The following is a 21,637-nucleotide window of genomic DNA, read 5'->3' on the forward strand; positions in this document are numbered from 1 at the left end:
GATGAATCCTTTCCACGAGACCGAAACGCGGGGCAATCGTCGTCGGTTCCTGACCAATGCAGGAATGGGACTGGGTACCGCTGCGATGGCTTCGCTTTTGAACCAACCTCGCCTTGCCGCTGCCTCTGCGGCGAGTTCGCCTGCCAATGTGCCATTGGGTTGCCATTTCGCACCCAAGGCGAAACGGGTCATCTTTTTGTTCATGGCCGGTGCGCCGAGTCAGATCGATTTGTTCGACCCTAAACCGGGACTTGAAAAGCAATTTAACAAACCGTTGCCACCCTCGGTCAGCATGGGCCAACGCGTGACCGCGATGACCAAGGGCAAAGAACAATTGATCATGCCCAGCCCCTTTAAGTTCTCGCAAAAAGGCGAAAGCGGATTGTGGATGAGTGAATTGCTTCCGCACTTGTCCACCCAAGTCGACGAGTTGTGCTTTATCGATTCGATGAATACCGACGCGATCAATCATGACCCCGGCAAGACATCGTTCTGCACAGGTTCAGAGATCCCGGGCAAACCCAGCATGGGAGCTTGGCTCAGCTACGGACTAGGGTCACTCAACAAAGACCTTCCCGACTACGTCGTGATGCCGTCGGCCTATTGGAGCGGTAAGGTTAATGTGCAAGCTCTGTATGCACGACTTTGGGGCAGCGGCTTCTTGCCATCGAAACATCAAGGGACTAGTTTTCAAACGACCGGCGATCCGGTCTTGTTTCTTTCCAATCCAACGGGAGTCGACGCGAGCATCCGGCGGCGAATGCTTGATTCTTTGGGGCAACTCAATCAAAAGCACTTTGGTGAGATCGGTGATCCCGAAATTGAAACCACCATCGCGCAGCAAGAAATGGCGTTCCGAATGCAGACGTCGGTGCCAGAACTGACCGACATCCCCGGTGAGACTCAGGAAACGTTGGCGATGTATGGGCCGGAGGTTAGCAATCCAGGTTCCTACGCACGGAATTGCTTGTTAGCGCGGCGGATGGCTGAGCGTGGTGTGCGTTTCATCCAGCTGTTCCACCGAGGTTGGGATCACCACAAGCAATTGCCGGCTAACCTACGCGGACAATGCAAGGACGTGGATCAGCCGACGACGGCCTTGCTTCGTGACTTAAAACAACGCGGCTTGCTCGACGATACCCTTGTCGTGTTTGCGGGTGAGTTCGGAAGAACGGTTTACTGCCAAGGCGAGCTGGACCCGAAAACCTATGGCCGTGATCACCACCCACGCTGTTTCACGGCTTTACTTGCCGGCGGTGGAATCAAGGGCGGCATGCGTCACGGCATCACCGATGACTTCAGCTACAACGTCGTCTCCGACGGCGTCCACGTTCGCGACTTGCATGCAACGATGTTGCATTTGCTAGGCGTGGATCACAAACGGCTAACCTTCCCGTTCCAAGGACTCGACCAGAAATTAACGGGTGTTGAGCCGAGCCGGGTGGTAAAAGAAATCATGGCATAGAGCGTTACTTGGCTTCGATGGTTACCGAACCGCTAACCTCGTCGTCTACGACCCAGCGGTTTCCGGTCTTGGTTGCAGCGACAGGCTTTCCATCGACGAACACCCCGGTCGCTGTTTCGGATGCGGGCAGCTCCACTTTCGCGGTCATGCCATCGGGAAGCACGAGCGAAAGCGTGAACGCGGATCCGTTTTTCCAGTCGATCGAAATCGGTCCGCACGATGTTGGAACTTGGCCACGTGCGAACTTCAAATCACCAGGGCACGGCCGAATCATTGCGGTCGTCCAGCCAGCGGCAGTGGGTTGTGCGCCGAGCACGAAGCGTGGCAATAGGTTCGCCGGAGCGGCGCCCCAGGCGTGATTCCAATCCTGGTTGGGTTTGTACTTCATGTCCCAGGCTTCCCAGCTGATCGTGGTTCCGCTATTGACCATGTGCTTCCAACTGCGATCGCCATCGGCAACTATCAAGTCAATTGCCTTTTTATCGCTGCCGTTGCTGAACAGCCCATCCATGAAATACTGAGCTGCGTAGGGGCTGCACTGCATGTCTTGTTTTTCAAGCCACGCGATGACGTCCGATAGTTTGTTCTCTGGCACTAGCCCAAACGCCAACGGAAAGAAGTTTGCGTGAATGCTGCTGTGATCAGTGCCGACACCATCGCGGTAGATTTCCGCAATCTCGTCAAATAGCGTTTTCTGGAATGACGCTCGTGCTAGCTCGACTCGATCCTCAAAAGCTTTGGCGTCCTCGTTCTTCCCAATCGCACGAGCCATCTCGGCCATCTGTTGCATCGCCTCGATATGAAATGCATTGACGACGGTATTGATCTCAGTGAACACATAACCGTCGCGTTCCTTTTGCGGCCAATCAACGATGTCGTGCCTTGTGCGATCGATCTCGGCACTGCGAACCAAGCCGTCTTCGCCGCTGCGATGCATTAACGTTTTTGCTTTCAGCAATTCGTAGCGGTGTTTCAGCCAATCATCATCGCCCGAATACATCCACTCGGCATGAGCCATGAACACCATGTGCGGTGCCCACTCACTTGGCCAAGTGCCGTTTTCAATCAACCAATCAAATGTTCTTGCCGCCATCGCAACATTGTCATCGGTGGTGTAATGACTCAATTGATTCAGATACGCGTCGGCTTCGTACGGAATCCGCTCGCGATCACCATCCACATAGACTCCGGCAAACGTCGTAGCTTTGATGCTGTATTTGCACAGCTCCCAAATTTCATTGATCGTTTCGTCGGAACACTCAAACGAACTGGCGTCGTCATTCCAGTCAGAAGCGAATGCGGCCCGCCGGACAATGTATTCCGGCTTAAATTCGCCCGGCCAATTTTCGATTTCGACCCAGCGAAATGGCATGACCGGCAACCATGCCTTTGGCGTCAAAACCGCAGGCGGATGAGCGCGTGTCGCCCCCGCCTGTTCGGTGTTTCTTACTTCCGAGGGGGTTGGCACGATCCAAGTTCCGATCTCGCCACTACCGTTGCGAAATTGGCTCACTCCATAGCGAACCGTTCCTGGTGGCTCGCGATCGATCCTGCCATCCTTCAACTTCTCGCCGAAGTGAACCCTGCCCTCGCCTCGCCCCCCTTGAGGAACTCGCATCGCGATGTTTCCGAAGGCGACTTTGCCGAAATCCACGAGGGTAATCTCGTCGCTAATTTTCTTGACCGATACAGGAGCTTGGTCGGTCAGCGAAACCGAGTCTTCCGCGGGGAACTCCGGCAACTCTTTGATGAACAAATTTCGGAAGCGGTAGGTTTGGCCGTCCTCGCCGTGGTGCTGGATACCGATGTACCCCGACGCATCCTTTGCATCGCGGAACGTTACCGTGGGAACTCCGTTGAGCTCGATCGTGATGCGATCTTCAATGCATGTGATCACAAACCGGTTCCAGCCGTTGCGATTCAGTGCACCTGCGATTGTTGGATCTGCAAAAGCCGCTTTTGATTCATCTTCATGCTCAAGAAATTGGTCTTGCGAACGGCCTTTGGTACTCGGCCAGATCCAGCCCCGCCGCGACTCGTCATAGAGACCGCCGGACCACCGCCGATCCGATCCGTCACATTCGGCTTGATAGCCATAGACGATCTTTTTTGCGTCTTTGTCGACGTGACATCGGAACATGACTCCCGAATTGGCATCGCCTTCGGGCAAGTGAATATCAACGCTGACACGAAAGTCTGAGTACTTCTTTTCGGTGACCAAGAAGAATTTCTCATCGGCCAGCAGATGAATTTCACCGTCGACGACTTTGGCTTCACCGTGCGGATACGGGTTCCGCCATCCGGTCAGGTCCTTGCCGTTGAAAAGCGGCGTGTACCCGCGGCTAAACATCGCTTCAAAACCGGCGGAACCGTCTTGTTCAATCGCTGGTTTGGAGATTGAAACAGGAGCTGATTCCTGAGCACCGCAATTCGCAATAAACAAAAGCAGCATCAACGTAAACGCTGCGTTCCTACCGGGAAAAAATGGGAGTGTCATGATGTAGACCTAGCCGTGAGTATTTTGAAGATGCAATTTAGCCAATAAGCATGAATGGACAATTTAATCGCCCGGCTTGATATTTCCCAATGCCGCAGTTCGCTCCGCCTACTGCTGACTATAGGCTGAATAGGGGATGGCCCCCTGTTCGAGACTAAGTTTACAAGTACCGCGCCTTCACCCGACAGCACGGAAGCCCATAGGTGGAGTGATTCCCATTCTCGCTTACGCATTTCTTGTAAAATTTTGATCTTCTCCCGTTTTCTGCCTAAACCACCTCTTTATTTGCGAAAACCTGGAGAAAGATTGCAAAATGGCAGGGATCGATGAGATCGCCGAAGATGCCTCGGCCAAGGAAATGGTCACGCATCTCGTCAAATCGAACGAGAAGTTGCTTGGTGACCTAAAAGTCGCACGCGACAAAGCGGGCGAGGCAGGTGACTCGGAGTCTGAAGACATCATGATCGCGCGGATCCAAGTGCACGAAAAAACCGTCTGGATGCTCAAGAGCTACCTGGCATAACGATCGCCCAATTTTTTTGCTACCGGACCGAACGCATCACCCGGTGCCTTACGAGAGCGTCCGGCTAGTGCTGCGTCGCATATTACTTATAGGGTAGCGGAACTCGTCAACGGGCTGTTGATTTAGTGAGCCGTGACGCGTGAGCGGCCGGGTTCCGCGAATTACCCGGTGCCTTACGGCCCACGGCTCACCAGTGCAATCTACATTTCGATTAAATCAATAGCCCGTCAAGAGTTTCGGATCGGTGGGCAAATACAACGAAAGTCTTGACGACTTCCGCTACCACCAGCCCTAATTCTTAGCTGCGATGCAGCACGAGGTTCGATTTTCGCACTTATTGCAAAATACGAATCGCATGCGATTCGCAATGTAGAACAGTTGTCTCAACGGTTGCCCCCTCTGAGCCAGCTGTGCTGGCGGAACAATTGGGACAAGTTTCGCCTAAAAAGAAGCCTATGCCGGACGCTCTGAGCAGTGAAAAGAATCACTTAGGAGAACGTTCTACTTCGGTGTGGGCATCCTCCTTTGAATTGGGAATCAGGAAGCCAAGGTGATGGGCTGCGTGCAGCCACATAAATTGTCGCCACTCATCCGCCTTTAGATTGTCCAAAAAAGGGTAATCGTCCAACGAACCATCGTACTTGTCGGCTTGGCCAATGACTTCGATACATTGATCGATAATCGCGTTGTCGTCCGTACCGATATGCGTTATTGGTTTCAAACGTTTGATCGTGGGTCCACTGGACATCTTTCGTGTTCTCAGGATTCGTCTGAAAATCCATTTGATGATCGTCGCTCGCAAGATCCACGGCAGACGAAAACCAAATCCTTCCATCCCACCTTTCATCGTGTAAGTCAGATGTTCACAGATTTGGGTCAAGTTCCAATTCTTGGACCTTGAGTACCCGCCGCGTCGCAGTCGCTCGATCTCCGCTACGACTTCATCACCAGTGTGAAAGTCCAACTTGCGTTTTTTTAACGATGTCATAGCGTACCCAACACGATGCAGCAGAAATAGTTTGACGAACTTTCGATGATGGTAACGATACCCCAAAACCGTCAAGGCGAAGTGATTCGGTACAACTTGATTTTTGTTTGGGCGTTAACCCCGGTTAAATAGAGAAACCGTGGCGACCACCGCCACGGTCAATTTAACCGCCAGATCGCGAAGTTCAGCACACTGGCGAAACTGACCCAGACCACATACGGGACCATCAACCAGCCTGCGATCTTCGACCGCTTAAAAAACGCGATGGTTGTTGCCACGATTGCCAGCCACAGAACCACGATCTCCACGAACGCCCAGCCTGGTTGGTGAAAGCGAAAGAAGACCCACGACCAAGCCACGTTCAGTGCAAGCTGCACCGCAAACAAAGTCAGTGGAGTCTTTGCAAACTTCAGTCCAGCTGGCTTCCATACGAACCACGCTGCGACTGCCATCATCACGTACAGAGTCGTCCAGACTGGACCGAATACGTATGCCGGAGGATTCCACGACGGCTTTTCAATGGTCTTGTACCACCCATCGATTTCGGAGGTCGTCGCGATCGCCCCGAAACCGGCTGCACCGAGGCAGATAGCGAGCATGGCGATAAGCATGATCGGGACCGCCCACTTGCTTGGGGACGAGTCTCGTCGTTGAGGAATCGGAGCATCATCCGTCATTGCAAAACCTCTACCTCTATTTCCCGGTGAGAATGGTCTACTAAAGTTCCGAAGCAAACTCGTCTGCCAATTCGCCTCGCCCTAAACGGCCAGTACCAACATCCGCAAGCGAATCGATTGTATCGCAGTGTCCAGCATCGTTGCGAACGGCGATCCCTCGCTGGATTGCAAACAGGGTGATTTCCACTACCTTCGTTGCTGACCGCTGCAGATGACTAACAAACCGTCGGCAAATCAGAAACGACCGCTGCGAAACACACGCTCGCCGATATTGCTCGTTTGGACGGCCCCTGTCCTTTTAACTTCGGGCGATGCTCAACAAAATGTTTCGCCCGCGAATAACGCGAATCGACGCGAATGTATTGTTTAGCTGTTTTTATTCGCGTTCATTCGCGTGATTCGCGGGCCAATTGGCTTTAACTTTGGCGGGAACTGAAACGCACCGGTTGCGGCGACAAGATTATTCGACGGTCTCCTCTCCGTCGCGGTTCACTCAGATGTCGGCGCGGAGTTCCGATATGAGCTGCTTTAGCTTCAACGCGTTGAAGGTTGCGTGCCCATCCGCTGTGTTATCGAAGATGCACCAGACCTCGTCCGCCGGGCACTCGTAAATCCGGCTTCGTAGGTTTGCTAGATACTCGTCCAAATAGTTCGAATAGTAAATCTTGGGGTGACCGTGAAGTCGGTAGTAGGCGAAATGCGTGTCGCCCGCTGGTTTTAACGCCGACTGCCCGCATGGGTGCGGATCGACCGCCACGCGACTGATGTGATACTCACTAAGCAACTCGTCTGGACTAGGCGTGAACCAGCTTGGATGTCGTGGTTCCAGTGCAATGGGACCGTCGTAGGACTCACGAATGTCTGAAAAGAATTGACTTGCGACTTGTTGATCAAAGGCCAGCGTCGGCGGCAATTGAAAAAGGACGACTCGCAATTTCTCGCCAAGCTGACTGACTTCGCTCCAAAACGACTCCCACAAATCGCGGACGTCTTTCAATCGCCGATGGTGTGTGATCTGACGTGGAGCTTTAACGCTAAAACGAAACGTCTCGCCAGTACTTTCGCTCCATTTCGCCCATGTCTGCGGACGATGCGAGCGATAGAACGACGAGTTCACTTCGACGGCGCTCAAGATTTTGCTGTAACGCTGCAAGTGCGTCCCGGTCTCGGGGAAGTGGGACTTGTGCTCTGAACGCAAACTCCATCCTGCGGTGCCAATCCATACTTTCGAAGCGACCATTTCGTCTAACACCCGTACGTCGGCGGAATACGATGTATGCATCGCAAAAACGCGTGCACATTCCGGGCCGTCTAGCGGATCGACTCTTCGGGTAAGCCGGATTGGATTCCTTCGTCAATCGGCATGGTGTCAGGTTTTCCGTCGCCGCTGGCGGCGATTAATCGATCAAGCTCGGCCCGCAACATTTTGACCGTCCCAGCATGCTCCGCGACATTGATCAGATTCTTGTCTTCTTCGGGATCGACCGACAAATCGTACAACTCTGCCATGTGACGATCAGGCGATCCGTCACCATGCGGGTAGCGAATGTATTTCCAGCGATCGGTTCGCAGCGCCCGAACATTGGGTGTGTAAGGAAACTGACTTTCGTAGTTGTATTCGTAATACAAACTGGTTCGCCAATCCGACGTGTCGCCTTGTGCCAAACGTTTCCAGCTTGCCCCGTGTACCTTTTCCAGCGGTTCGGCGTGACAGACATCCAGAATCGTAGGAGCGAAGTCAATCGTAGCGGTTAGTTGCGGAATCACTCGAGCTTGCTTAGTCAGTCCTGGGTAACGGACCACCAGTGGTATCCGGATCGAAGGTTCATGTCCGGTCCGTTTGTCGACCATGCCATGTTCTCCCTCCAATAGCCCGTTGTCCGAGGTAAAGATTACGAGCGTGTTATCCAGTTCGCCACGCTCAGCGAGGAACTGATACAAACGCCCGACGCTGTCGTCTACCGATAACAGCGTTCCCCAATAAGCACGGACCATGCGGGCAAAATCCTTCACCGCCTCGGGACTTTTGTCAGGAAACTGTTTTCGCCAATCGAATAGTGGGCCATAGATTCCGTGCCAAGTATCGAGTCGCTTTTGAAACCACGCCGGCTTGTCACTCAAGTTGAACGCACTCTTGGGATACTGCACATCGACATCGTCGAACGTCTTTTCATACTTCTCTTCGGGAAAGTAGAAACTGTGTGGAGCCTTGTGGCCGACCATCATCAACCACGGCTTGTCCGAGTCGCGGTCCCCGATCCAGTCCATTGCCATATCGGTCACGACTGTGGTGTAGTAACCCTTGACCACTCGGCGATCGTTGCCGTTGAAATTGAATTCGGTATCAAAATAACTGCCTTGACCCTTGTGAGTCACAAAATGATCAAACCCAGGACGCGGCATATCATTCCCCTCGCCCATATGCCACTTGCCGACGTAGGCGGTTTCGTACCCAGTGTCCTGCAAACGCAGCGGAAAGCTGATCATGTCCGCTGGGTACTCGGTGAAGTTATTAAAAACACCGTGAGTGTGAGCATACAATCCGCTCAGGATCGAAGCTCGACTGGGCGAACAGAGGCTGGTGGTGCAAAAGTGATTTTTGAACAGCAATCCTTCCTCGGCCAATCGGTCAATGTGCGGCGTTTTCAAATGAGGATGCCCCATACAGCTGAGCGCGTCGTAGCGTTGATCATCGGTCAGGATGAACAGCACGTTCGGCCGTTTGATTTGATCGGCCTCTTCCGCATGGGCGCGGACGTTGGTGACCAGAGTCAATGCAACGACGGGAACGACGGCAAGAATGCGGAGAAAATTCAACATAAGTTTCTGTCGGAAGAAGAGGGGTAACAGTTGATTTCGATTGAGGCTTTCATTGTAATCGCAGAAGTCTAGGCAATAATGTCCTTCACCACTTTTCCATGCACGTCGGTCAAGCGATAGTCACGCCCGCTGTAGCGGTACGTCAACCGCTCGTGGTCCAGCCCCATCAAGTGCAGGATCGTCGCATGCAAGTCGTGGACGTGCACACGATCTTCGATTGCGGTCAGCCCAAATTCGTCGGTCGATCCGTAGCTAATTCCGCCTTTCACGCCACCGCCTGCCATCCAAGTGGTGAATCCGTAATGATCATGGTCGCGTCCCTTTTGCCCTTCGGATGTCGGAGCACGACCAAACTCGCCACCCCAAATCAACAAGGTTTCTTCAAACAACCCGCGTTGTTTCAAGTCTTTGATCAGCGCCGCGATCCCTTGATCACAGGCCACCGCGAGGTCTCGATGGCCGTCGACGATATTGCCGTGCCCGGTGTCCCAAGCAATATCGTATCCGTCGATGGAATGAGAGAGCTGGACGGTGCGGACGCCACGTTCAATCAACCGCCGAGCCAACAAGCAACCTTTCGCATATTCGCTGTCGCCATACATATCGAGCGTTTGCTTCGATTCCTGGCTCGTATCAAACGCATCGGGAACAGCGAACTGCATGCGAAACGCCATCTCCATCGTCTGGATGCTCGCTTCGAGCTGCTGGTCTTGTTGCTGGCGCTGGAGATCGATTTGGTTTAGCCGTGTCAGTAAATCCGCCTGCTGACGCTGGCCCGCTTTGGGCAACCAACCGTTTTTCAGGTCGTCCAAAATGCGATCGGGCTGCATATCATGAATGTTGACATAGGTGCCGGTGTAGGCGCCCGGCAGAAACGCATTGCTCCAGTTGGCCAGTTTGTTGCGAGGCTGAGCCCGGGGACTCATCGCCACAAACCCAGGCAAATCTTGATTCTCGGTTCCCAAACCATAGACCAACCACGATCCCATACTGGGGCGACTTGGTTGCAGATGGCCGGCGTTCATCATCATCATCGCGCCGGCGTGTTCGGGAATGTCGGTGTGCATCGAATGAATGAAACAAATGTCGTCTACACATTCAGCGACGTGCGGAAAAATTTCGCTGACGTGCTTGCCGCATTGCCCGTACTGCCTAAACGAGTATGGCGATGGCATCAGCCCCATCTTTGTATTTCGCAGTGATTTACGATCGACCATCGCAGGCCTCTGACCCGCGAATTTCGCCAGCTGCGGCTTGTAGTCAAACGTGTCCACCTGAGACGGACCGCCCGGCATGAACAACTGAATCACATGCTTGGCCTTGGGCGCAAAGTGCGGCAGTTTCGGCGATAGTGGCGAAGCCATCGAGGTGGATTCCGTTGCCACCCCAGCCTGGGCGACCACGCTTGCCAACCCCATCGAGCCAAACCCGGCGCCAATTTTGCGAAGCGCGTCGCGGCGGCTCAGAACGGGCAGTGGATCATAGTGAAACATCTTCAATTACCTCACAAACATGAATTCATTGGAACTCAATAAGACCTGGGCGTAGCGATCCCAACGCGACAGTGGATTCGCATCTTCGGGACTGGAAAGAAACTCGAGCCCGAGCTGTAATTCCATCGGTTCGGGACTGCGGCAGTACAACAAATCGTAAGCGTGCTCGATCCGCGCCGCGTCTGATTCACTCGCAGTCGCCAGCAACGCCACCAGCGATTTCGCTCGCTCGACCATAAAGCGGCTATTCATCAAAAACAAATACTGTTGTGGCACAATGCTGCTGGGCCGCTGTGCAACGGTCGCCCGCATCAGCGGAAAATCGAAGCGACGCAGGAAGCGATCCGACTCAAAGACGTCGCCGTTACGGCTGACTTTGGCATACAGCGTTCTGCGTTTATTTTCCGTGACATTCGGCAGCGAGGGACCACCCAGTGATGTATCGAGCTCGCCGGTCACCGCCAATAGCGAATCACGCCACGCTTCGACGTCCATTCGCCGCGGACTCATTCGCCACAGCAATCGGTTATCGCCGTCGACCTTGAATGATTGCTCGTCAAACGTGCTGCTGAGCTGATAGGTGGCCGAAGTCATGATTTGGCGATGAAGCGATTTTAGTGACCAACCGCCCGCGACAAATTCACTGGCCATCCAATCGAGTAACTCAGGATGTGTCGGAGATTCGCCAAGCGTTCCAAAGTTGCTTGGCGTGCGGACCAATCCAGCGCCAAAATGATGCATCCACACACGATTGACAAAAACACGAGCGGTCAGCGGGTTTTTGGGATCAATGATCGCGGCGGCCAGTTCCTCACGTCCGCTGCCTTTACTAAATCGAGCCGGCTCTTCCCCGGACAGCAACCGCAAAAAACGACGCGGTGCCACGTCGCCAGTTTTACGAAGATTGCCACGCAAGGCGACTTTCATATCGCTGCTGCCGGTGTCATGTAAGGCATGGGCGACGTCATAGCTGGGGGGTGCATCCCGTTTTAGCTCAGCCAATTTTACATTCCACTCGTCTTGCTGCGTTTGTTCCGCCGCAGTCGCTTTGCGTTTCTCGCCCTTGATTTTTTTGTTGAGCTGATTGAGTTGTTTTTGCAGCTCGTTTACTTCATTCTTGTGGTTGTTAAATCGCTTGACCACCTCGTCCGCCGCGAGCGGCAGATCATGCATTGCGGTGTTGTTGAAAATGCCCGCCAACGAGTAGTAATCCTGTTGCGGAATCGGATCGAATTTGTGGTCATGACACCGCGCACACGCTCCGGTGATCCCCAGCAAACCACGCGTTAGCGTATCGATGCGATCATCCAGCGTTTCCCCTTTGGCTTGAGCAACACTGTCGGGATCGCCACCATCAGATTGATAGGTTGGGCCGAGTGCCAAAAATCCGGTCGCAATCGCATCGGAAGCATCCCCGCTGAGATCGCCGGCAATCTGCAGCCGAATAAATTCATTGATCGGCAAATCGCGATTCAAGGCGTCCACGACCCAATCGCGATAGCGCCAAGCGGCGTCCAATACCTTGTTGTCTAGAAAACCGCCGAGCCCATCACTGTATCGAGCGACGTCCAACCAGTGACGCCCCCAGCGTTGGCCATACAGCGGCGAAGCGAGCAGTTCATCGACCAGCGACTCCACCGCGTTTTGAGCGTTCACCGACGCCGCAGCAACAAACGACTGCACTTGCGATGGAGTGGGCGGGACACCGATCAAATCGATGTAGATGCGGCGGGCCAACATCGCGGGTTCTGCGGTCGCCGCTGCATCAAGCCCCGCAGCCGCGCGGCGAGCGACCACGAATCGATCAATCGGATTGACCACGGACGGTTGGTCGACGTTTGCGATTTCGACATTTGGGATTTCCGGCCGCTGTACCCGCTGCCATGCCCAATGACTCTGTCGAGCCTCGTCCCAGTCGAATGTGGACCAATCATTGCCGCTCGCAATCGGCACGCCGGGCGACGAGGTAACCTGCGGCCACGGCGCCCCCATTTCGACCCATTTCGTCAACGCATCAATTTGCCGCTGCTCTAATTTACGGTCTGGCGGCATCTCGCTCGCTTCATAGTTGACCGACTGGATCAGCAAACTTTCGGACGGCTTTCCCAGGACCACTGCGGCTCCTGATTCGCCGCCTTGCAAAAGCCCTTCACGGCTGTCGACGTACAAACCGGCTTCCAACTCAGGTGCATCGGTGCTGTGACAATCGAAACAATACTGGACCAATAGCGGCCTAATCTGTGACTCGAAAAACTCAATCTGTTCGGGTGGAAACGAAGAGGGTCCATCAACGACGTCCGCAGCAGCGAGCGGGACAACAAGCAACAGCCCACTGAACAGCAAGCCATGCCGGAGCGCAAGAATCGACAGTAAAAAACGCATCAGGTAGGTTCAAGGTGGGATGGAGAGCGAGGGAGGCGGCGGACCGATCCGGGCTTTGCTTGTACTCGCTGAGGGCGTTACTTGTGCTTGCAAAGGGATTTCGTCCGCCAAATGCATCTTCCTCATCATAACCGAGCGACACGAGGCCGGTGTGGAATATCGCAGCACCAACGGAATTGTCGCAAATTTGCCAATTTCCCGCCTCGTTTTGCCGACCGTGGACGCGAGTTCGGTTACGTTGGATTCCAAGATATTCCTTGATTGCACGAAGGCGAGCTGCCCCATGTTCCACCGTTTCCATTTTGCCCTAGCCGTGATCGCATGCATTTGTGTGGCCACTGTAGGTCTGACCCAAGAAAATACTGGCGGTGATCACGTGGTCATTTTAACCGACACCGACTCGAATACACGAACCGACAGTTTGCGAATCACTGCGAAAGACTTCGCCGACGTGCTGCCGAAGAACCAGCCCGCATGGTCCGTGGAAAAAACGACACTGCACGGTGGTAAACAAGAGGGCTGTGAACTTGTCACGATCGACAACGGCGTGCTGGAAATCGTCGTGATTCCCACACGAGGCATGAGTGTGTTGCGAGTCACGAAAAAAGCGAACGCGAATGCGCCGGGCACAGCAGCCGCGCGGTTCGGTTGGGACTCGCCCGTCAAAGAGGTGGTTCATCCGCAATACATAAATCTCGAAAGTCGAGGCGGACTTGGATGGTTGGAAGGATTCAACGAATGGATGGTCCGCTGCGGTCTGGAATATGCGGGACATCCCGGCAAGGACGTATTCACCAACAACGTGGGCGACAAGGTCGAGATGGATCTGACGCTGCACGGCAAGATTGGCAACATCCCCGCGTCAAAAGTCACTGTCACGGTCGATCGCGAAGCTCCTCATCGCATCCGACTGCAAGGCATCGTCAACGAACGAATGTTCTATGGTCCGAAACTCGAGTTAATCACCGAGATTTCAACTGTTCCGGGCGAGTCCTCGCTGCGGATCACCGACACGTTGGTGAATCACGGTGCCGACGAGCAAGAATTCCAGCTGATCTATCACACCAATTTTGGCACGCCGCTGTTGGAAAAAGACGCTCGCACCGTCGTTGCAGCCGAGAAGATCGAGCCGATGAACGAGAACGCGGCTAAATCAATCGACAATTTTGCGAGCTACCTACCGCCGACCAAAGGATTCCTGGAGCAAGTTTACTTGGTTCATCCGTTGGCGGATGCGAGAGGACGAACCCAAGCGATGCTGATCAACGCCGCCGGAGATCAAGCAGCCTCGGTCGCTTGGAATACATCGCAACTGCCTTACTTGACGATCTGGAAGAACACCGCAGCCGAAGCGGATGGTTACGTGACAGGAATTGAACCGGGCACCGGGTTCCCTTTCAATCGTAACGTCGAGCGTCATTTCGGCCGCGTGCCAAAATTGGCGTCCGGCCAATCACGAAGCTTTGAACTGGAGTACGGTTTCCATACTGGTTCCGAAGCGGTGAATAAACTGGAAGCCGAAATTAAGAATCTGCAAACCACTCCTGTCGAATTGGCACACCAACCGCCCATCCTACCAACGCCGTAGAGAAAGTTGCTTTACTGGATCAACTGACCACGATTCGCTTGAGAAAATTCTGTCACGCGACATCGACAGCCATTTGCATGAGTATCAATCGCTGTACGCCACCCACTGAGCGGATTGCCAACAGCGGATAGCTGTGGCATGGCATCGACTTACTGTCGCCTTTGCATACAGACTCAGCGAACGACGCGAACTAACGCCGAAGCGACTTGCCTGAGTTCTTAGAACGATTTCCCTGAGTTTTTAGAATACAGAGAAATCAGCGAGCGCGACTCGGCGTGCTTTAAGGCATCTGGCGAATCCACAAAACATGACGCAAGGGGCGTTCATCCTGCCGTCCCCCCCGATATCATCGACCTTTGCGATGCCTGGGAAGCGGACAGGAAGCTGCGAATCAGACATGTGTCGTTGCCGCAAGTCTTTTCAGAAGTTACCTTTGCTGCATGATCACTCCCCCTTAGCACCCAAGCCGACGGCGAGCCGCTGCCATGCAGTGCGAGAATCGCCGAACGATTGTTGTTTACTTGACAGTCACTCTAAACGCTGTGCTTTATCCGTGTCCTCTCTCTCGACGGGACCTGCCCTTTGACCGCTCGACAGGGAATAGCCCAAGTCGATTTCAATCCACCCGACTCATGACCGCCGCGTCATCGGCCGCAAACCGAGTGTATCAAAGCACTTAGTGTCATCTCCGATTTAGTTTCAAATATGAGCACCCTCCCAACCAAACCAACCATCGCCGCCAAATCGGCTTCGTCGATTGCCGAAATTGAAACGCAGCGTTTGAGGAGAAGAACGTTTGCTATCATTTCGCACCCCGATGCTGGCAAGACAACGTTGACCGAAAAGCTATTGCTGTTCGGCAACTCGATCGAGATTGCCGGTGCGGTTCGAGGCCGGAAATCCGAGCGGACGGCAAAATCGGATTGGATGGAGATGGAGCAGGAGCGTGGCATCTCGGTAAGCTCGACGGCGCTAACGTTTGAGTTCGCCGGAGTCCAAATCAATTTGCTCGACACCCCCGGTCACCATGATTTTAGCGAAGACACCTACCGCACCCTGATGGCTGCTGATGCGGCCGTGATGGTCATCGACTTGGCCAAGGGGATCGAGGCCCAGACCGAGAAACTGTTCCGTGTCTGTGCGCTGCGAAAAATTCCCGTACTGACGTTTGTCAACAAAGTGGATCGCCGGGGACGTTCGCCGCTGGAAATCATCGACGAGATTGAACGCAAGTTCTCGATCGAACCGGTGCCGCAGAATTGGCCCCTTGGAAGCGGCGAAGACTTCCGCGGTTTCATCGACCTGCATGATGATTCGGTTCACCTGTTTGACGAGCAGCGTGCGAATCGTCGCATCTCTTCCAAAATGGTCTCCTGGTCCGACTTGGAAACGGTCGAACCGGCGATCAGCCCAGAACTCATTGACGCCACCGGTGAAGAGGTGGAATTGGTACGGATGGCGGGAGCCTCGCTGGAGCGGAGTCAATTCCTGGGCGGCGCGCAAACGCCGGTGTTCTTTGGTAGTGCGTTGACCAATTTTGGTATTGAACATTTCTTGCATGGATTTCTTAAGTTATGTCCGCCGCCGGGATCGCGAACAACGAATGAGCAACATCCGCCGAAGCCCTCGCCGAACTTCTCAGGATTCATTTTCAAGATTCAAGCCAACCTTGATCCTCGGCATCGCGACCGCGTTGCCTTCTTGCGAGTTTGCAGTGGGATGTTCGAGCGAGACATGGAAGTGACCATTGCGAGATCAATGAAGAAGATTCGGCTCGCTCGCGCGTTTCGCATCTTTGGCCAAGACCGTCAAACGATCGAAGAGGCTTACCCAGGGGACATCATTGGCTTGGTGTGCCCCGGAGAGTTTCGGCTTGGAGATACGCTCTGCCAAAATGAAATTGTTCACCAAGAAGGATTGCCACAGTTTTCACCCGAGTTCTTTGCCGTACTGGATTGCACCGATACGGCGCGGCGCAAACAATTCGACCGAGGTCTGAAACAGCTGGTCGAAGAAGGAGCGATCCAAGTCTTTCACGATGCCCACACCAAACGCCGCGAAAATCTGTTGGCTGCCGTCGGTGAATTGCAGTTCGATGTCGTCCGCTATCGTCTGGAATCCGAGTACAACGCCCCCACGTCGCTGAGTTGGCGGCCCTATAAATTGGTGCGTTGGTTTAACGCAACCGAAGAGCAAAAATCGAAAATCAAACTCCCCTACTCTGGCAAACTGGCACTGGATCAGTTCGGACACGACGCCGTATTACTGCAGTCCGAATGGGATGTAAAAGCACTGCATCGCGCGAATCCCGACATCCGTTTTGATGAAATGCGAGTCACAACCTTCGAACAGCCAAAGGAGAACCACTCGACAGCCAACGGCAGCAATGCGGAAGGAGCGCCGTGAGTGATGCAGGCCGGATCAAGTCTCGCGTTAAGCAACACAGATCCGGCGGGTCGAAGGTGATGTCAAGTCTGTTGCCAAACGGCTAATCAGATGACATCGAAGACACCTGCCTACCTTCCTTAGCTCTCGACGGAGATGCCGCGGTAGGTCATTTTGGGTTGCTTTTTCAGGAAGCGACGGGCGATCTCGGGCAGGTCGTCCTCGTGTCCCAGCACGATCACAATGTCCCCTGGTTTCAATAGCAGACTGGGCGGCGGGTTCAACTGTGTCGTGCCGTCGAAGTGGCGAACGCCAACAATCAAAAAACTGTGATTGCCGCGAATCTCCAGCTCGCTGAGGGCGTGATTGGAAAGCTCGGAATCCGATACGACTTCCAGTTCGTTGAACTGTAGCCCAATCCGCCGAAGATCCTCCAGCATCGTGCCTTGATCCTGAATCTGCTCCAAAATACTTTCGGCCGTCGGCTGTGTAATCAACTGAGCCACCTTTTGAGCTCCGATCGCGGTGGGCAAGACGACTTGGTCGGCGCCACAGCCAAGCAATTTCTTTTCCGTTCGCGGATTTTCGCCGCGAGCAATAATGCGGACGGCTGGATTCATATCACGCGCTGTGATCGTGACAAACACATTCGTGGCATCGAGAGACAATACCGCAGCCACGTTGGAGGCACGCTTGATTCCAGCTTGATCCAAGATGTCCTCTTCCGACGCATCACCGTGCAGGACCAAGTAGCCGCGATCTTCGGCATCACGCAGTCGGTCCAAGTCGGTATCGATCGCCACAAATGGCTTGCCAGCCGCATACAGCTCGCGTGCCAAAATCGTGCCTAAGCGTCCCATCCCACAGATAATCGTGTGATTGCTCAGTCGCTCAATGCCCTTAGTCATTCGTCGTGCTCCTATCGCGCGGTTCAGTTCGCCGTCGATCAACATCTGCATAAAACCTCCGACGGTATAAATCACGGCACCATAGCCGGCCACGATCACCATAATTGTCAGCGCACGCAGCGCCGGCGATTCGATCGGATGAACTTCGCCGTAACCGACGCCAAAGATCGTGATCACGACCATGTAAAGCGCATCGTCGAGATGCCATCCGGCAGCCATGTAGCCTGCCACCGCGACCATACAGATAAACAAAAACAACAACCCGCCGGTCAGGATACGGCGGAGCGGCGTCGAGACCGAGATCCGCGAAGCGGGCGCTGCCGCGTTTCTCGATTTCGTCAGGCTAGACGCCCCATCATTGTTTTGTTTCGATTCCACGGTCACTCACGATGTCATTGGCGAAAGCGAGTTCGGCGGAAACCCCATGCCATTGGCTGTGTTAGAGGTACGCCGCATGCTTGGCTATTGCTCAGTGGTGATCGTCTCTTCGACTTGACGCAACTGCAACGCATCGATCACTTTGCCGTGCGCCAAAACATTGGTGATCACGACCAGCCAGCTGCCGGGAGTAACCCAGTCGCTTTGCCGCAAGCGCTGGATCGCGTTGGCAATGGTGACTTCGGGATCATCCGAAAAATCCATCAAGAACGGTTCAACGCCCCATGGCAACAACATTTGATTGAAGGTGTCGTCGACGTCGGTAAACGCATAAATGGGAACCCCGCGAGGGCGAAGTGCTGCGAGCACATAGGCCAGGAAACCACTGCGGGTGAACACGATAATGCCTGCTTGGCCAAGCTCTTGAGCAAGCAACGCAGCCGAGCGGAGCATCTTGGCTTTGGGCTCGCGAAGCGTGATCAGTGAATTGAGCGAACGGCTAACAGTGGGCTCGATACTGCGGATGATGTTCTTCATCACCTCGACCGATTCAAACGGATAGGCGCCCGTCGTTGTTTCGCCCGACAGCATGACGGCGTCGGCTTGTTCGCGAACCGCATTGCTGACGTCCGACACTTCGGCCCGGGTTGGCATCGGTGACTGGATCATCGATTCCAGTAGGTGCGTCGCAATGATCACTGGCTTGCCTTCGCTTTGGCATGCCACGATCAGCTGCGATTGAACCAAGGGCAGCTTGTGGTAATCAATCTCGATTCCCAAGTCGCCTCGCGCGATCATCACCCCATCGGCCTCGCGAATGATTTCTTCCATGTTCTGCACACCGGCCTGGTCTTCGATCTTGGCCACAATGCGTGCGGTGGAATCAAGCTCATCCAAGAAGGCTCGCAAGGTACGGACGTCCTCGGCGGTGCGAACGAACGAGAGGGCGACGAAATCGATTCCGGCTTGAACACCCGCTCGCAAATCCGTTTTGTCTTTCTCAGTCACCGCGGGCAAGTTGACGTGCACACCCGGCAGATTGAGATGCCGTCGTGAGGTTAGGACGCCGGGCGTCAGCACTTCACAACGAATACCATCGTCATCCTTGTCGAGAATTCGCATGCGAATGAGCCCGCTATCGATCAAAATGGTCGCACCCACTTTGACATCACGCGCTAGGTCGGGATAGTTGACCGAGACACAGGGGCAATCCGGATCATGGGGCGTGGGATTCGACGAAGCTTGCAGTCGAAGTTGGTTCCCAACAATCAATTCGACCGGCTCGTCTACGTCGCCGGTGCGAATTTCGGGGCCTTTCACATCCATCATCACAGCAACGTGACGACCGACTTTCTCGGACGTCTCGCGAATCCGCGAAGTGACCTCGATCGCCCACTCGCCCGTTCCGTGTGCCATGTTCAAACGAAAGACGTCAACACCCTGATTAATCAGACGGGTCAGCCCTTCTTCGGACTGGGTAGCCGGTCCGAGAGTCGCAATAATTTTAGTGTGACGATAATGAGTGTGCCGGTAGCGACGCACCGTGTCGGAAATCAACGTATCGGGCATTTCAATTAACATTGGCATTTGGATTCGATAAGGATGAGACAGCAGAATCTATAAAGTGCCTGCGACAATTGCGAGCGCACCTTGCCAATGCCGGAATGACACACGCTGAACGCGATTATCGGCCGAATATCCGCAAAAGTCCTGATCTCGCTGTGGCGATCCACCACATCCTTTACGTATTTATTGGGTTATTGGGGCCAATACGAGTGCCGCAAACACACGGGGGGCAAGCTGCCGCCCCAACGCAGTTCCAGGCGATTTACTAGGCCGGTTGGTAGTCAAAGTAACTCTTACTTTTGATCACCTCTGCGACCGGTTCAGGCACCATTGCTTCCCAATTGGGGTCACCGTTTTTGATCATGCCAAGCACCTCGCGTGAGAAGATCTTAAGACAATCAGCATCGTAGCTTTCCACCGCGTTGATCTCGCCACGGTCCAACAGGTAGTGGTACAGCTTGCTAAGTTCCGGTTTGACTTCGAGGTTTTCACAGGTCACGATCTGGCCCGTCGCCGGATCCAATAGCGGGTAGCAGTAAATCTTCAAGTCGTTCTTAAACAGACGTCCAAACGATTCAAGAATCCCACCTTCAAGGCTGGTGTAGTACTGTTCGTCAAACAGTTCGAGTAAGCTGCCTGCGCCCATCGTGATCGCGATACTTTCTTTGGTGTAACGCGACAGATAAGCGGCTAGACGGAAGTAGCGAAAGTAGTCCGAAATCAGAACGGGCATGCCACAGGCGGCCATCACATCGGCGCGAGCGAGGAAGTCACGCAGATCGATTTCGCCTTCGGCCTTCAAGTTGTTCATCGTGATCTCCATTACTTGAACCACTTCTTTGCCAGCGACACTGGGTAGCTGAGAAAACTTTTCGTTCGCCCCACGCAGCATGTCTAAATTGACATTGCATACTGGACGAAAACTGCCTCGTTCAACCAAGATGGGTTTGCGGTAAAAGAACTCCGATGGCTGCAGCACTTCACCGTTGCTGGCGAACATCGCAGCACCGCTCAAGCCGAGTTCGACAAGTTTCAAACTCATCAAACGGTTGTCCACGTGCCGGAACGCGATTCCCGAAAACTCGATCATGTCGATCTCGATCCGCGATGTCGAGAGTCCGTCGAGCAGCGAATCGACGAGCAGTTCGGGTTCATGATGCAGTGCAAAGGCGCCGTGCACGAGGTTGACGCCAACGATCCCGAGTGCTTCTTGTTGTAGTGCAGCCTCTTCGTCAAGCATTCGCACATGGATAATGATTTGGCTATCGTCATCGCGAGGATGAGCTTGGAACTTGATTCCCATCCAACCATGGCACTCATTGGTCCCTTGAAAATTTCTCGCCGAGACGGTGTCGGCAAAGGCGAAGAAGGCTGTGGTGTCGCCGCGGACCTCGCGCAGTCGATCCAGATTCAGTCGGTGTTCGTAATCGAGCATCGCCTGCAAGCGGTCGCGACAGACGTAGCGTGATGCGCGTCCGTAAATCGCGTCGCTGACCTTCATGTCATAGGCGGACATACTTTTGGCAATCGTGCCGGCCCCGCCGCCGACGCGAAAGAACCAGCGGACGACTTCTTGCCCCGCTCCGATTTCGGCAAACGTGCCGTAACGCCGTGGATCCAAATTCACATCAAGCGCCTTTTGATGTGTGTCCATCGGACTCTGAGATTGCTTCGTCGGATTAAATCGGTGCATGAATTCGGTAGAGCTGTGGTGACCAGGAGAGAGAAATTTGCCCTCGTTGCAGAGGCTCTGCGGGAGCAGAGTTGCTTGAGAATTCCGCAGAGTTGCAAAGCACAAACCATGCCGCCCATGTTCAAATGAGTTTCATCCCCTAATTGTGGTCAAAACGGTTCAAAAGCCGCTCGCCAGCACCCACCCAAGTGCCCAAGTAATAAGCAGCCAATGCCCTTGATCGTTGCACGCACGGTTGTTTGCCATAGATGCCGGTGATGTTTTCCCCCCGGCT

At 54.1% G+C, this 21,637-nt stretch carries 16 protein-coding genes; 5 read left to right on the top strand and 11 right to left on the bottom strand.

Translation table 11 applies throughout. The features are described 5' to 3' along the window. Nucleotide 1 precedes the first annotated feature (1 nt). A complete protein-coding gene (locus SH528x_RS35465) occupies nucleotides 2–1,465 on the top strand; it encodes a DUF1501 domain-containing protein (protein ID WP_442508134.1) in 1,464 nt (487 codons plus the stop codon). A gap of 4 nt (nucleotides 1,466–1,469) precedes the next feature. Here the strand turns inward: SH528x_RS35465 and SH528x_RS35470 are convergent, their stop codons facing one another. Then, nucleotides 1,470–3,962 carry a family 78 glycoside hydrolase catalytic domain gene (locus tag SH528x_RS35470; protein WP_442508135.1) on the bottom strand — a complete coding sequence of 831 codons (2,493 nt, stop codon included), beginning with the start codon at nucleotides 3,960–3,962 and terminating at the stop codon, nucleotides 1,470–1,472. 313 nt (nucleotides 3,963–4,275) lie between these two features. Between SH528x_RS35470 and SH528x_RS35475 the strand changes: the two genes are divergently transcribed. Then, nucleotides 4,276–4,485, top strand: a complete 210-nt coding sequence (locus SH528x_RS35475) for a ferritin-like domain-containing protein (RefSeq protein WP_442508136.1) — start codon at nucleotides 4,276–4,278, stop codon at nucleotides 4,483–4,485. Between the two features lie 484 nt (nucleotides 4,486–4,969). Here the strand turns inward: SH528x_RS35475 and SH528x_RS35480 are convergent, their stop codons facing one another. From SH528x_RS35480 to SH528x_RS35510, 7 genes are all read right to left on the bottom strand, one after another. Further along, nucleotides 4,970–5,473, bottom strand: coding sequence for a DUF1569 domain-containing protein (locus SH528x_RS35480; protein ID WP_442508137.1), 504 nt, complete (start codon nucleotides 5,471–5,473; stop codon nucleotides 4,970–4,972). A gap of 158 nt (nucleotides 5,474–5,631) precedes the next feature. After that, complete coding sequence (locus SH528x_RS35485) at nucleotides 5,632–6,150, bottom strand: TspO/MBR family protein (protein WP_442508138.1); 519 nt, start codon at nucleotides 6,148–6,150, stop codon at nucleotides 5,632–5,634. A 40-nt stretch (nucleotides 6,151–6,190) separates the two neighbouring features. Then, nucleotides 6,191–6,337: a hypothetical protein gene (locus SH528x_RS35490; RefSeq protein ID WP_442508139.1), complete on the bottom strand. Its 147-nt coding sequence runs from the start codon at nucleotides 6,335–6,337 to the stop codon at nucleotides 6,191–6,193. A gap of 306 nt (nucleotides 6,338–6,643) precedes the next feature. Beyond that, nucleotides 6,644–7,432 carry a DUF72 domain-containing protein gene (locus SH528x_RS35495; RefSeq protein ID WP_442508140.1) on the bottom strand — a complete coding sequence of 263 codons (789 nt, stop codon included), beginning with the start codon at nucleotides 7,430–7,432 and terminating at the stop codon, nucleotides 6,644–6,646. Between the two features lie 29 nt (nucleotides 7,433–7,461). Beyond that, entirely contained in the window at nucleotides 7,462–8,970 is a 1,509-nt protein-coding gene (locus SH528x_RS35500; protein WP_442508141.1) for a sulfatase family protein, read from the bottom strand. 68 nt (nucleotides 8,971–9,038) lie between these two features. Continuing rightward, nucleotides 9,039–10,463, bottom strand: coding sequence for a DUF1501 domain-containing protein (locus SH528x_RS35505; RefSeq protein WP_442508142.1), 1,425 nt, complete (start codon nucleotides 10,461–10,463; stop codon nucleotides 9,039–9,041). Nucleotides 10,464–10,469: 6 nt separating this feature from the next. Then, nucleotides 10,470–12,845 (bottom strand): DUF1553 domain-containing protein, encoded by a 2,376-nt coding sequence (locus SH528x_RS35510; RefSeq protein ID WP_442508143.1) that lies wholly within the window; start codon nucleotides 12,843–12,845, stop codon nucleotides 10,470–10,472. A gap of 283 nt (nucleotides 12,846–13,128) precedes the next feature. On the opposite strand from SH528x_RS35510, the gene SH528x_RS35515 reads away from it, so the two are divergent. Together SH528x_RS35515 and SH528x_RS35520 are read left to right on the top strand one after the other, a co-directional pair. Then, nucleotides 13,129–14,433 carry an aldose 1-epimerase family protein gene (locus SH528x_RS35515; protein ID WP_442508144.1) on the top strand — a complete coding sequence of 435 codons (1,305 nt, stop codon included), beginning with the start codon at nucleotides 13,129–13,131 and terminating at the stop codon, nucleotides 14,431–14,433. A gap of 705 nt (nucleotides 14,434–15,138) precedes the next feature. After that, nucleotides 15,139–16,839 (top strand): peptide chain release factor 3, encoded by a 1,701-nt coding sequence (locus SH528x_RS35520; protein WP_442508145.1) that lies wholly within the window; start codon nucleotides 15,139–15,141, stop codon nucleotides 16,837–16,839. 119 nt (nucleotides 16,840–16,958) lie between these two features. Here SH528x_RS35520 and SH528x_RS35525 read toward each other — a convergent pair whose 3' ends face one another. Beyond that, a complete protein-coding gene (locus SH528x_RS35525) occupies nucleotides 16,959–18,104 on the bottom strand; it encodes a potassium channel family protein (protein WP_442508146.1) in 1,146 nt (381 codons plus the stop codon). Between the two features lie 84 nt (nucleotides 18,105–18,188). Further along, complete coding sequence (gene pyk / locus SH528x_RS35530) at nucleotides 18,189–19,691, bottom strand: pyruvate kinase (RefSeq protein WP_442508147.1); 1,503 nt, start codon at nucleotides 19,689–19,691, stop codon at nucleotides 18,189–18,191. 77 nt (nucleotides 19,692–19,768) lie between these two features. Between pyk and SH528x_RS35535 the strand changes: the two genes are divergently transcribed. Then, nucleotides 19,769–19,939, top strand: coding sequence for a hypothetical protein (locus tag SH528x_RS35535; RefSeq protein ID WP_442508148.1), 171 nt, complete (start codon nucleotides 19,769–19,771; stop codon nucleotides 19,937–19,939). Here the strand turns inward: SH528x_RS35535 and SH528x_RS35540 are convergent. Next, nucleotides 19,936–21,324: a TonB-dependent receptor gene (locus SH528x_RS35540; RefSeq protein ID WP_442508149.1), complete on the bottom strand. Its 1,389-nt coding sequence runs from the start codon at nucleotides 21,322–21,324 to the stop codon at nucleotides 19,936–19,938. The two genes, SH528x_RS35535 and SH528x_RS35540, sit on opposite strands and share 4 nt — an antisense overlap. Nucleotides 21,325–21,637 lie beyond the last annotated feature (313 nt).

This window comes from Novipirellula methanifontis (assembly GCF_052161655.1).
GTDB lineage: Bacteria > Planctomycetota > Planctomycetia > Pirellulales > Pirellulaceae > Novipirellula.